At 72.2% G+C, this 13440-nt stretch carries 4 protein-coding genes; 1 reads left to right on the top strand and 3 read right to left on the bottom strand.

Annotation, left to right across the window (positions count from 1 at the left end; genetic code table 11):
- Positions 1-4: 4 nt before the first annotated feature.
- Genes AKI01S_RS08035 through AKI01S_RS08025 form a run of 3 tightly spaced genes read right to left on the bottom strand, consistent with a single transcriptional unit; the run spans position 5 to position 11460 of the window.
- A complete protein-coding gene (locus AKI01S_RS08035; RefSeq protein ID WP_067813465.1) occupies positions 5-10741 on the bottom strand; it encodes a DUF8616 domain-containing protein in 10737 nt (3578 codons plus the stop codon).
- Positions 10742-10756: 15 nt separating this feature from the next.
- Positions 10757-11062, bottom strand: a complete 306-nt coding sequence (locus AKI01S_RS08030; protein ID WP_067813463.1) for a WXG100 family type VII secretion target — start codon at positions 11060-11062, stop codon at positions 10757-10759.
- The gene (locus AKI01S_RS08025) at positions 11059-11460 is read right to left on the bottom strand and encodes a YbaB/EbfC family nucleoid-associated protein (RefSeq protein WP_067813461.1); all 402 of its coding nucleotides are present in this window, start codon (positions 11458-11460) and stop codon (positions 11059-11061) included. Before AKI01S_RS08025 ends, AKI01S_RS08030 begins: the two co-directional genes overlap by 4 nt.
- A gap of 674 nt (positions 11461-12134) precedes the next feature.
- Between AKI01S_RS08025 and AKI01S_RS08020 the strand changes: the two genes are divergently transcribed.
- Positions 12135-13310, top strand: coding sequence for a cytochrome P450 (locus AKI01S_RS08020; protein ID WP_169813928.1), 1176 nt, complete (start codon positions 12135-12137; stop codon positions 13308-13310).
- Positions 13311-13440: the final 130 nt, after the last annotated feature.

Here is a 13440-nt window from a genome sequence, read left to right as displayed (position 1 = left end):
CATCCTACACGTTGATTCCCGCGATCTCCGTAAAGCGGATCGGGGCCCCGTCCCGGTCGAGATGGAATCTGGCCCAATTGACTTCGCCCTGGTCGTTGACATGAACGTAGTAACTGCGGACCCGAAGATTCTCTTTCTCCAGTTCTTCCTTGAGCCTTTTCTGGAGTTCCGGCCGAGCGTCCAGGGCCGCCTTGAGGTCGATATCGCGCTTGAGGATGAAGCGGCTGTACTCGGGAGCCCCCTGCGCGGCCCGTTTCATGTCCTCCACCAGCCTGCTTCCCAGCTGGGAGCCCACGCCCTTGGCCTCGACGGTGTAGAGGACGGCGGTCTCCCCGCCCCTCCCGCGTTCGAAGGCCACGGCCGTGACATCAGCGGTGGTCGGTTTGCCCGGAGCGAGGCTCTGCGGAGTGAGAAGGGTCGCCCCGTACCTGCCGTCCAGGAAGTCCTTGGCCGCCACCATGCCCATCTGCTCGCTGATCCGGGACATCGCGCTGCCGGCCGCGTTGTATCTCCTGGCGACCTCGTACAGGCTGCGCAGGTCGTCGCGCACCCTGCGCCTCTCCTCCGGGGAGAGATCCCCGCTCTCCATTTCCGCGAGAATCTCTTCCCGCTTCTCGGCCAGCTTCTCGTCGCTGTTGACGTCCTCTTTCCTGATGCCGAATCTCGCGACGAGCCGCTTGAGCTCCCTGTTGTCCTCCTGGCGGGACGCGTCGATCTCTGATCGGCGTTCCACCAGGGCGTCCATCTCCCCGCGGGCGGAGGAGGACAGGGCGAGCGGGACCTTCCTGGTCCGCCTCTCCCCGTAGGTGATGTCCTTGCTCCGGTCGGCCAGGGGATCGTCGATGAAGCGCGCGCCGCACTTCAGCCTGTACGACTTCTCCGTCCGGTAGGTGCCGGGCTCGTCCTCGGGGTGGTGGAGCCTGTCGTTCGCCAGGTCCCGGATGTACGGCTGAGGATCACTAGCGAGGCGGTAGTGGCCCTCCGGGACCGGCCGAACGACACCGTCGTCGGCGATGTAGGTGTCGCTTCTCTCGGGCCGGGCGTTCGATGACCCGCTGCCGCCGTCGCCTCGGCCGTCCGCGTTCGGATCGGTGCCGTTCCCCGGGGGACGGTCGGTGGAAGCGCCACGGGAACGGCCGTCGAGGGGCGGACCCTTCGGGAGGTCCTGGCGGGGGTGGCCGGGGGCGAAGCCGTCGCGGCCGGACGGCGTTCTCGTGCCGTCGGGGCCGTGGGTGGTCCAGCCGCCGTCCGGGGGCCAGGTCGGGCGCGGGCGGTCGCCGGGGCCGCGGGTCTCGGACGACGCGTAGACGTTGCCGTCGGTGTCGGACCAGGCCTTGCCGTGCGGGGCGGTGACGGGGACGCCGAGGCGCTGGGCGAGGCGCCGGGCGAAGTCGCCGTCTCCCGTGTGGCAGGAGATCAGCATGACCTCGCGGCCGTTCCAGTTCGGGTCGTTGCGGATCAGGTCGGCGACCTCGTCCACGCCGAGGCGGCGGCCACCCGCGTTCACGCTGTCGGGGTCGCCGTGGCCGTCGAGGATGTAGCGGTTCGGGTCGGCGGGGACGCGCCGGGCCAGGTCCCGCATCTGGGGATCGGTGTGCAGGGAACGTCCGGCGGGCGTCTCGTCGCTGTTGCGCCAGACGTCGCGCAGGTTCTCCGGCAGGCCCTCCGGGACCGGCCGCGAGTCGCCGGTGTCGGGCCCCTCCCGGTGGGACGGGACGGCGTGCCCGTCGGCGGGAGCACGCGTGTCCGACGGGCCGTGGGCGGTGTCCGCGCCGTTGTGGGGACGCGAGGGCCCGTGGGTGGGTGAGGACGTCCCCGCGGACGGCGGCCGAGGGGACGGATCCGCATGCGAGGAAGGGCCCGGCTCTGGGGCCGGGGCGGCACGATGCGCGGCCGGCGAGGGAGGACCACCGTGCGTTGAGGGCGACCAGCCGTGCGACGCGGGCGTCCCGGCGTGCGACGAGGACGGCCCACCGTGCGGTGAAGGTGACACGTCGTGTGGCCCGGGTGACCCGGCGTGCGACAAGGACGGCCCGACATGCAGTGAAGGTGGCCCGCCGTGCGTTGAGGGCGGCCCGCCGTGTGAGGAGGGCGATCCGGCATGTGATGGGGGTGGCCCGCTGTGTGCTGAGGGTGGCCCGGCGTACGACGAGGGCGACCCGCCGTGCGCCGGGGGCGATCCGGCGTATGACGAGGGCGGCCCGGTATGCGACGAGGGTGGTTCGCCGTGTGCTGAGGACGGTCCGGCGTACGCCGGGGACGACCCGCCGTGCGTCGGGGGCGGTCCGGCGTACGCCGGGGACCGCTCGGCATGTGACGAGGGTGACCCGCCATGCGTCGGGGGCGATCCGGCGTGTGGGGAGGGTGGTCCGGCGGGTGACGGGGCCGGGCCGGTGTGTGGCGAGGGTGGTCCGCCATGCGTCGGGGGCGGTCCGGTGTGTGGGGAGGACGGTCCGGCGGGTGACGGGGACGGCTCGGCGTGTGACGAGGGTGACCCGCCATGCGCCGAGGGTGGTCCGGTGTGTGGGGAGGACGGTCCGGCGTGTGGGGAGGGTGGTCCGGCGGGTGACGGGGCCGGGCCGGTGTGTGGGGAGGGTGGTCCGCTGTGTGATGGGGGCGGTCCGGACGGTGGTGTGGAGGTCGGGGGTACGGGGCCGTGGCCGGAGAGGGGCGGGGTCGGGGCCGGGATCACGCTTGCCCAGATCGTGTAGGCGGGCCTGCCGTACGCGTCCACGTAGCCGTTGGGCTGGACCGCGTCGATCCGGTACTGCACGCCTCGGGGCAGGATCAGTTCACGCTGGTCGGGGTAGGCGCTCTGCGACCCCATCCACAGACCGGGGAAGCCTTCGGGGACCCGGATGTGGAGACGGTGGGGGAACGGGTTCTGGGCGACCTCGGCGGGAGTCGAGCCAAGCGAGGTCGACATCGGCGCGTGCTCCGTCTGCACCGTGCCGACCAGCAGTGACGGGTCCAGCCGGGAGCCCAGCGGGTGGCCGTCGGCTCCGACGAGGAAGCTCAGGTCGTGCAGGCCGCGTTCGACCTGGACGGACTCGGGGAGCGGGTGGCTCAGCGCGCGGTCGAGCTCGGCGATCCTGCGCTGGAACGCCTCCAGGGGAGGCTCGCCGAAGTAGCGGATCTGGTGGTCGAGCTCGGCGGACGCGATCTGCAAACGCCCGATGTGGGCGTCCGCGCTGCCGGACCGGTAGAAGTCGAACGCGAGCCTGCGCACGTCGGGATGGACGGTCGGCGCCTGGGAGATCCGGTACAGGTCCCCGGTGGTCGGGATCCTCCCGTTGTTGGCGTAGACCAGCGCATGCAACTGGTTGCGCTGGGCGATCAGGCCGTTGACGAACGCCCCGTAGTCACCGCCCGGCCGCAGGAACCGGTTCGGTTCCGACCGCACCGTGTATTGGTACACGGCCTGCCGCTGATCGGGCGGCAGGTTGCGGTAGGTCTCGGAGAGGTGGGTCTCGCCGTAGTGGGAGCCGTCGAGGTCGGTGGCGAAGCGCCGGACGCCGTCGGGGCCGACCTCGCCGGGACGGTGGGACGGGTCGTGCCCGCCCGGCGGGACCGTCAGCGGGTTCACGGAAGGGACGCGCGGCGGGCGCCGGTCGGCGGGTGGCTCGTGGATGGACCAGCTCGGGGAGATGACCCCGCCGTTCGGGTCCACGGCGATGGGGCCGTTGGGTGTCACCACGCGGGTGCCGAGGCGCTGGGCGAGTTCCCGCGCGAACGGGGAGCCGTTCGGCTGCTGGCTCAGCAGGACGACCTGGCGGCCCGCGGCGTTGGGGTCGCTGCGGATGAGGGCGGCGACCTCTTCCGCGCTGAGGCGTCGGCCGTTGAACGTGATGCCGTCCGGGGCCGCGCCGCGTCCGTCGACGACGTAGCTGCCGGGGGACGACGCGACGCGGTTCGCGCGGTCGGCGATGTCGGCGTCGTGCGGGGAGTGGAAGCTGCGGCCCGCCGGGGTCGGGGTGCTGCCGTGCCAGGCGTCGTGCAGGTGCGGGGGGAGGTTCCGCGGAACGGGGCCGTGCGGCGTCGGCGCGCCGTTCCGGGGCGGACCGCTCGGAGGTGTGGAGGAGTGCGGGTGGCCCGGCGTGGGGGTGTGCGGCCGGGCCGGTCCGCTGGCGCTGGACGGGGTGCGCGGCGGCGTGCCGGACGGGTTGCCGCTGTTGTGCGGCGTGGACGCGGGGTGAGGCGCCGTGCCGGGCGTGGACGGGTGCGGCGCGGGGGCCGGGCGGTTGGGCCCTGCGTGGGGCGGTGTTCCCGGTCCGGCGGGGGTGTTGAACCGGATATGCGGGAACACGGGCCCGTTGGGGCCGGGTGTGGAGGGACGCGGCGGCGTCCCGGCGGGGTCGGGTGCCGGGGCCGGGTTCGTGTTCGGGCGCGTCGCGGGTGCCGGTCCGCTGTCGGCGGGACGGCTGAACGCGATGCGTGGGTCGACGGGCGCGTTGGGGTTCCGGCCCGCAGCGGGGGTGGTGCCGGGGCCGTTCGGGACGGGGTTCGACCTCGGCGCCGTCCCGGAAGGCGTCGGCGTGGAGGCCGGGCCGTTGGGCCTGGCAGGGGACGTGGCCCACGGTGGTGCGCCGGGCGGTGTGGGCCGCGTGGCGGGACCCGACGGCGGGACGTTACGGGTGGGCGAGGCCGCCGGGGTCGCGGGCGGGGCGCCGTTGTTGTTCGAGCGGGGTGCCGTGCCGGGGTGCGGCGCGGACGGGTTGGGCGCGGGTGCCGGGGCGTTGGGCCTGGCAGGGGATGCGCCCCACGGCGAAGCGGCCGGTGTGGACGGGGTCGGCGCGTGGGGGCGGGAGGTCGACGGCGCGCCGGAGGCCGGGGGAGAGCCCGGCGTCGAAGCCGTGTGCGGCGTTCCGCCGGGAGCCGGTCCGGCCCACGAGGGCGTGGCGGAGGGCGCGTTCGGGTTGGGACCGGACGCGGGGTCGTTGGACCTCGGCGGGGTGGGCGCTGGGGGCGCGGTCGAGCTCGGGTTGGGAGCGGACGGGCCGGACGGCGGGGTGCCGTTCGGGGACGCGACCGGTGGCGCGGTGGTCGTCGGCGTAGCCCACGGCGGGGTCGCGGGCGGCGTGGAACCCGGTGTCGCGCCGGACACCGACGAGGGCCCGGATGCCGGAGGCGCGGCGAAGGACGTGTTCGGGGATGGGGCCGACGGCGTGGCCGGGCTGGAAGGCGGGGTGCCGTTCGGTGGTGTGGCGGGTGCCGGGGCTGCCCACGAGGGGGTTGCGGGCGGCACGGGACCTGGTGTCGCGCTGTGCGGTGTGGGGCCTGGTGTCGTGCCGGATGCCGGAGGCGTGGAGGAGGACGTGTTCGGAGCCGACGGCGTGGTGGGCGCTGGGGCCGCCCACGAGGGGGTTGCGGGCGGCACGGGGCCCGGCGTCGCGCTGTGCGGTGTGGGGCCTGGTGTCGTGCCGGATGCCGGAGGTGTGGAAGAGGGCGTGTTCGGAGCCGGAGCCGAGGGCGTGGCTGGGCTGGAAGGCGGGGTGCCGTTCGACGGCGTGGGGGGTGCCGGAGACGCCCACGATGGGGTCGCGGGTGGTGTGGAGCCTGGCGTTGTGCCGGGTGCCGATGAGGGGCCGGACGTCGGGGTCGTGTGCGGTGTTCCGCTGGGAGCCGGGGCGGTCCACGGGGTGGGTGGTGAGGAGGGGCCGGTCGCCGGAGAGGTGGCGAAAGGCGTGTTCGGAGCCGGCGAATTCGGCGGGGTGCCGTTCGGGGATGCGGCGGGTGCCCACGGCGGGGTCGCGGGTGGTGTGGAACTCGGCGTTGCGCCGGACGTCGGAGGGGTGGCGGGTGCCGGGGTCGCCCACGAGGGGGTCGCGGGCGGTGGGGGGTTCGGGGTCGCGTTGGCGGTCGCGGGGTGGGGCGCCGGGCTGGGAGCCGGGGCGGTCCACGGGGTGGGCGGTGAGGAGGGGCCGGTCGCCGGAGGGGTGGCGAAGGGGGCGTTCGGGGTCGGCGGTGTGGGCGTCGGGGCGGGGGCCGTCGCGGGGGTGCGGTCGGTGGGGGCCGTGACCGGGGTGTCCGCCGGGACGACGCTGGCGTAGACCTGCCACTTGCCGTCGATCCGGACGACCTCGTCGACGCGGAACTTCAGGCCGCGCGGCAGGATCAGCTCCCGTTCGCCGGCGCCCATCTCGGAGAGCTTCTCGACCCACAGGGCCGGGGTGCCCTCGGGGACGCGCATGTGGATGACCGCGTCCTTGAAGGCGGCGGCGCCGGCGGGCGGTCCGAGGGACGTGGACAGGAAGCCCGGGTCCTGGAACGTGTGGCCCACCATCGACTCGGGCGGCATGTTCAGGTGGCCCAGGTCGGTGCCACGGGTGACGACGATGGTCTCGGGCGTGGGGTGGGCGTTCAGCGCGCGGTCGAGCGCGTCGATGTGCCGTTGGACCTCGGGGGACGGCGTGGTGCCGTCGCGCAGCGCGCCGTTGATCTCCTTGTAGGTGGGGTGGTCGGCGGGCGGCTCGTCGGTGTAGTTCCGGACCGCGTCCTTCTGGTCCTGCGGCAGGTTCTCCGCGGACTCGTTCCAGTGCCGCCCGCCGTAGTCGTAGGCGGAGTCGCGGTCGGGGAAGGTGACCGCGTCGCGGGCGAGCCTCTCCTCGGCGTCGCGGGCGCGCTGGTCGGGGCTCCGGTCGTCCCGCGGCGGGGGCGCGTCGTCGTCCGTGCCGCGCGCCATCGCGCCGGGCGGGGGCTCCTGGGGCAGGTGGGAGGGGGTGTCGTCCGCCGAACGCGACCGGGGGTCGGGCGACGGGTTCTCGGTACCGTCGACGAACCGCTTCGCCGCGCGGTCGTAGTCGCGCCGGCTGTCCAGGTCGAACTGCTGGCGGTCGTAACCCCCGTAGACGGGGTTCTCCCTGGTCCCGATGTGCTTGTGCTTCGAATGGGGATCGCCGGGGTCCTCCTTCTCCCCGGCGGCGATCCGACCCTGGCCGGTCGTGCCGTCGTCGACCAGTGCCCGGACGACGTGGTACTCGACGGAGGAGTTCGGTGTCCTCCCGTTCAGGGCGTTGAGGATCTCCAGGGCGACCTTCTTGTCCTCGCCGCCCTTCTCGATCATCACCTTCAGGATGTCGCGGAAGTACTTGGGGTGGCCCTGCTGGTAGTCGACGTCGTCGATCTCGCGCTTGCCCAGGGGGGCGGTCGGGCCCTTGGCCTCGACGACGAAGTAGTGCGTGTGCCCGTCCACCGTCACCTTGTAGACGCGGTCGTACTCGCCGCGGCCGGGACTCTCCGACTGGGTCCCGACGTGCTCGTCGGGGACGTCGAACGGATCGTTGAACGGGTACAGGCGCTCGATCTCCGGGTTCCCGCCCTCGAACCGGTCCCTGATCAGGTCGTCGAACGCCTGGTCGGCGGCGCGCTCGCCCAGCCGCTCACCGAAGTTCCGCTGCGCGGTGAACGCGTCGGTCCGCACCTTCTTGTTCTCGGGCGTCGGGTCGCCCGTGTACTCCTTCTCCGCCCTGGCGACCTCGTTGATGGCGTCCCTGCGCATCTCCATGAGCCGCTCGTGCCGCTGGCGTTGCGCGTCGTCGGAACGGACCTTGGGCAGTTTCGGCCTGATGTGGTCGGCGATGACGAGCGGCCGGTTGGTGGCAGGTTCCCAGCGGCCCGTGTCCTTGTTCCACTGCAGCTGCGGGTGACCGTCGTTGACGTTGTTGCGGTGCGCCGACCCGTCGTTCAGGTGGTAGTGCTCCGAAAGCGGGGTGGTCGGGTCGGTGCTCGTCGGGTCGTTGACGTCGCCGAGGGTCTGCGTTCTGAGCTGCTCCTGCTTCTTCGCGGTCAGCTCGGGGCTGTCCTTCGGCTTCCCCGTCTGGCCGCCGGCGTCCTCGTCGGCCCTTTCGCGCGGGCTCCCGTTCTCGGGGGCGCGGTCCGGGGAGTCCGGCTGCCGGCGGTCGTTCTCCTGCGGGGAGGGAGTGTCGTCGCGGCGGGGAGGGGCGTTCTCCTCCCGGCCAGGTGGGGAGTCGCCGTCGCGGGAAGGTGTCCGGTCGTTCGAGGCGGGGTCGTCCGTCCTCCGCCCGCCGTCGCCGTCGGTGTTCGGGGCGTCCTGGCGGGGGTGGCCGGGGGCGAAGCCGTCGCGGCCGGACGGCGTTCTCGTGCCGTCGGGGCCGTGGGTGGTCCAACCGCCGTCCGGGGGCCAGGTGGGCTGCGGACCGTTGTCGGCGTCGGTCGTGGTGGACGAGGAGTAGACGTTGCCGTTGTCGTCGGTCCAGGCCTTGCCGTGCGGGGCGGTGACGGGGACGCCGAGGCGCTGGGCGAGCTGCCGGGCGAAGTCGCCGTCCCCGGTACGGCAGGATATCAGCATGACCTCGCGGCCGTTCCAGTTCGGGTCGTTGCGGATCAGGCCGGCGACCTCGTCCACGGTCAGGTGGCGGCCGCCGGAGCGCATGCCGTCGGGGTTGCCGTGGCCGTCGAGGATGTAGCGGTCGGGGTCGGCGGGGACGCGCCGGGCCAGGTCCCGCATCTGGGGATCGGTGTGCAGGGAACGCCCGGCGGGCGTCTCGTCGCTGTTGCGCCAGACGTCGCGCAGGTTCTCCGGCAGGCCCTCCGGGACCGGCGAGGAGTCGTCGGCGCCGTCGTTGGTGGGGTCGGGCTCGGAACGCGTGGGGGCGTCGTCGGCGTCTCCACGCGGGGCCGCCCCGGGGGAGACGCCGACCGGGACCTTCTCGGAGCCGGAGCGTTCGCGCGGCTGGCCGCCCGAGGGGGTGGGGTGGGGCGCGTCCTGCTTGTCGGTCGGGAAGCGCTCCGGTGCCTTTTGGGGCGGGGACGGCTGCTCGTTGGCGGGGGAGCGCCGGTCCGGGGTGGTGTCGGAGCCGGAGCGTTCGCGCGGCCGACTGTCGGAGGGCGCGTCCTGCTTGTCGGTCCGGGGCCGGTGCTCCCTGGAGGGAGCCCTGTCGACGGGGGAACGCGTCGTCTCCGGGCGCGAGGGCGCTTCGGTGTTGGTACGGGGGGCGCCGCCACGCGGGGGCGAGCTGGAGGGGACACCGGTGGGAACGGGGCCGGGCGAGGAAGTACCGCTGGAGGGCGGGGTGCTCGCCGGGGCGCCGCCGACGGGGGCGCTGCTGGGGGTGGTGGCCGGTCCGGACGGAGTGGTGCTCGGCGCGGACGACAGGTTGGAGGCCTGCTGGTTCGAGGGCGAGGAGGAGTTCGACGGCGAGTTGGGGGATCCGCCGTCGCCCGGGGAGGGGACGCTCGCGGGGGCCGGTGCGGGGGTGCTGGGCGCGGGGTTGTGAGAGGCGGGGTTGTGGGAGACGCCGTCGCCGTTGTTCGTGCTCGCCAGGGAGGGGGCGGCGCCATCGTTGCCGCCGTTGCCGAGCAGGCTGGAGATGCGGTTGGTGTCGCCCGGGTTGTGGGAGTTGCCTCCGTCCCCCTTGCTGGTGCCGCTGTTGTCGCCGCCGCTGTTGTTGGGCGTGTTGCCCGAACCGTCGTTGGAGGAGGTCTGGGAAGAGCCGGTGTTCGTGTTCGAGCCGTTGCCGGAACCGCTGTCCGGGCTGTTGCTCGAAGTGTTGGTGGACGAACCGTTGCTCGAAGTGTTGGTGGATCCGTCGTTGGAGCCGCCGCTGCTGTTCTGCGGGCCGTTGGAGCCGCTGTTGGATCCGTCGCCTCCGTGGTCGGAGGTCTGGGAGCCGCTGGTGGAGTCTCCGCCGGACGGGCCGTTCCCGGTTCCTGGGTTGTCGCCGGACCCTGGGTTGTCTCCGGGTCCCGGACCGTCTCCGGGTCCCGAACGGTCGTTGGATCCCGAGTTGTTGCCGGAGCCGTTGTTCGAGCTGTTGTCGCCGGAGTTGTCGCCGCCGGTCGAGCCGTTGCCGTCGCCCGATCCGCCTCCGTCGCCGTCGCCGCCCGCGGTGGAGGCCCGGTAGCCCTTGATGCCGTCGGTGCCGCCGCCGACCGCGCCGCCGGCGGCGCCGGAGGTGGCGCCCTTGGCGATGTCCTTCCAGCTCAGGTCCTCGCCGTTCATCCCGGCCGAGATGACGGTGCTGCCCACGCCGGCCAGGGCCTCGGAGGCGCCCTCGCGGACGGCGCCCTTGGCGAAGCCGCCCAGCGCGGAACCGCCGGGGCCGCTCAGGCCGGGGATCTTGCCGAAGCCGTGCCCGAGCCCGCCCGACAGCGCGCCGCCGATCGCGCCGTCGATCACCGCGCCCCGGGTCTTCCTGCCGTCCCACTCGGTCCGGTCGCCCTTGATCGCCTGGATGGCCTGGATGAGCAGGTCCAGGCCGAGGCCCTCGGCGATGCCCATCGCCACGCCCATCGCGATGGCGCGCAGCAGCGCCCGGCCGATGAGGCGGGCGGAGAGCTGGGCCAGCGCCTGGACGATCGGAATGCCCGCCAGCGAGCCGCCGAACGTGTAGACGGCGTTGGCGATCAGCCAGATGATCTCGATCGCCGTGATGATCAGCGTGGCGATGAACATGTACTTGGCGTACTCGATGTCGAGTGCGCCCTGGTCGAGCATCCTGCCGTAGCCGTCGCAGCCCTTCCGCAGGTTGGGAAGGTGCTGGGGGTCGACGTTCAGCCACTGCTCGAAGTACCAGCGGAACTCGTCGGCGCCCGCGCCCTCCAGGACGCTGAGCACCTCGTCGGTGGTCCGGCGCAGCTCCTCGATCAGCTCGTCGAGCTCGACGCCGGCGTCGTACCAGGCCTGCGCGGCGCGGCGCATGGCGGTCTCGTCGCCCTCGGGCCAGTCCGACCCGACGATCCAGGACAGCCACTTGACCGAGTCGGGGATCTCAAGACCCACTGATCACATCACCGGTCACCTGATGCGCGAACGTTCCTCGGCGTCCGCGTAGCGCTTGGCCATCAGCTCGATGTTGGCCTTGACCTTCTTGAGGCCGTCGGCGATGTCCGGGCCGCTGTCCTTGAACTCGTTCGCCTTGTTCGTGGTGATGTAGTTCTGGCTGAACTGCTGGCCGGTCTCGTCGCCGCCCCAGCACGCGCCCTCGGCGTCCAGGCGGCTCCGGAGCCGGTCGAAGATGCGCCGCACCTGCCCGCTGGCGTCCTCGAACCCCTTGGCCGCCTTGCGCAGGGCCTCGGTCTCGACCTTCAGCTCGTTGCTCATTTGGGCAGCAGCCCGTAGTGCTTGCGGACGTCCTCGATGCTGGTCGGGGGGTCGGCCATCAGCCGGGCGAGGTCCAGGCCGGGCTTGGCGTCGTCGTCCGGGCGCAGGTCGGCCATCGCGTCCTGGACCTGCTGGGTGACGAGGGCGGCGGCGGCGTCGGACGCCTCCAGGATCGCCTCGGAGAGCTCCTCCATGCCCAGCCTGCGTCCGAGGCGGGGGTTCAGCTCCAGCTTCCGCAGCCGACCCTGGCGGTCCACGGTCACCTTGACCAGGCCCTCGGCGGCCTCCCCGGTCGCCTCGACCGCTTCGAGGCGTTCCTGCAGGTCCTTGAGCTTCTCGCGCTGCTTGGCGTAGGTATCCAGCAGTTCGTCGATATGCGCCTGCCACTCAGCGCGCACAGCGAACCCCTCACGGTCGTCGGAACACCTCACCGAGCCGCGACCATGGCGGGATCACAGACACGGAGTCCGACCGTTTATAGGTCTTCGGGGTCGGGTGTGCAACTTGATCTGTCTGTGACTCCCAGGTTGGTACGAACGTTTTGCTGCTCCTGTGCCGCTTTGGAGATCAATGTGACATGCGCCGCAGCGGGCCCCGCCGGGCTCCGCCGCCAAGACGGCCGGGGCGCCGAGGTCGCGCCACCGGTCGCCCGCATCCACGGCACCCGGGATTCCACCGGCCCGGGAAGGCTGAACGCGCGGTGACCTGATAAGCGGGAACCGATCCTTCGTGAACTTTGCACAATTGGCCACCATCCCTATCTGAAATATTCAGAGGAATGGCCGGGAAATAAGCGCCACGGGCATGCGCCGAGCCACCTCGACGGCGAGGTGGCATACGAGGTCTTCCGGTGCAATGGAAACGTCCGGATACGGCCAGCCGGACACCTCCTCGACTGCCGGGCCAGTAATACGCAGGATCAATCACGGACCGTCAGCGCACTTCTGAATTTATGATCCTTGACAGTCTTGATCTCCGCGGATGACCATGACCTGGTCCGGCTGGCCGAAACCCCGACGGGGATCGCCGACCCGGTTCCGGCGCCAATTCCTTGATGGCGACAGGAGTGTGCATGGCGGTTGTGGACGATCCGCTGGAAAGGCTGCTGACCCCGGCGGCCTTGGAAGATCCATCGGCAGTGTACGCCGACCTGCGCGACAACTCCCCCGTGTACTGGCATCAGGGCATCGATTCGTGGATCATTTCGCGATTCGACGACTGCGTGCTCGTCATGAAGGACGATGCGCGGTTCGCCTGCGACGAACGACGTTTTGAGGGAACGGCGTCGCAGAGCGTCGGCATTCCCGTCGAGTTGCTGAGCCTGCAGAGCCTGGATCCCCCCGAGAGCGGCCCGCTGAGGAGTCTGCTCGCCAGAGGGCTGCGCGCCCAGATATCGCGAGACTTCGAACGGAATCTGGCCGCGCGGGTCGAGCGGGCGGTCGGCCGCCGGGCCGGCCGGGAGTTCGACTTCGTCGCCGAGTTCACGATTCCGATCGTGCTGGGCTCGATCGAGGAGATCCTGGGCGTCGAGCCGATGGAACCGTCCTGGTTCTCCGGAATCGCGGACGCCGTCACCGCGGCGATGGACTCGCCGTTGCGACCGGAACTCCACGAGCCGGGGATCGCGGCGCGCGGGGCCCTCTCGGAGATGGTCGAGGGATGGTTCTCCCAGCCGCCCTCCGGTGGCCTGCTGGGTTACCTGGCCAAGAACCGGGACTCCGAGAAGGTGGACCGGAGAATACTGGTCAACTCGGTGCGCGCCATTCTGCACGCCGGTTACGAGAGCATGAGCTCGGTGGTCAATCTCGCCATGGCGGCACTGCTGGACGTTCCCGGCGGGCTCGCGGCGCTGCCGGACGGGCGAAGCGATCCGGCGCTCCAGGAGCTGGTGAGGTTCACCAGCCCGGTGCGGATCGAGGGAAGGGTCGCGCTCGCCGACACCGTCCTTCACGGGCAGCGGATCACCGCCGGGTCCTTCATCACGATGATCATCGGCGCGGCCAACCGGGATCCGGCGCGCTTCGAACGGCCGGAGGAGCTCGACCTGGCCCGGACCGGCAATCCCCATCTCGGGCTCGGCCGCGGACCTCACGCGTGCATCGGCACGCAGCTGGCCCTGACGCAGATGCGGGTCGTCTTCGCGACGCTCGCCCGGCTCTGTCCCACGGCGACCCTCGTCGGCCGGCCGGACTACCGCGGCACCGCGACGATCCGCGGCATCGACCGCATGGTGGTCGCGTTCGACTGAGCCACCGACACGGATCTCTGGCGAAGGGGAGGTGAGTGGTCATGCGGCACGTTCACTGATGATCGCGGATGAGTGTTCGGACGGGCCTGTCGGGCGATGGCGCGACAGGCCCGTCGCATGGGCGCCGCCG

The sequence above is a fragment of the Actinomadura kijaniata NBRC 14229 genome, from assembly GCF_001552175.1.
In the GTDB taxonomy this organism is placed as follows: Bacteria; Actinomycetota; Actinomycetes; order Streptosporangiales; family Streptosporangiaceae; genus Spirillospora; species Spirillospora kijaniata.
The sequence above is the reverse complement of the archived record's forward strand: the minus strand, read 5'-3'. Positions and strand labels throughout refer to the sequence as shown.

Excerpts from the sequence above, each read along its gene's own strand:
- AKI01S_RS08030 (WP_067813463.1), bottom strand. The coding sequence starts at position 11,062 with ATGAGCAACGAGCTGAAGGTCGAGACCGAGGCCCTGCGCAAGGCGGCC.
- AKI01S_RS08020 (WP_169813928.1), top strand. The coding sequence starts at position 12,135 with ATGGCGGTTGTGGACGATCCGCTGGAAAGGCTGCTGACCCCGGCGGCC.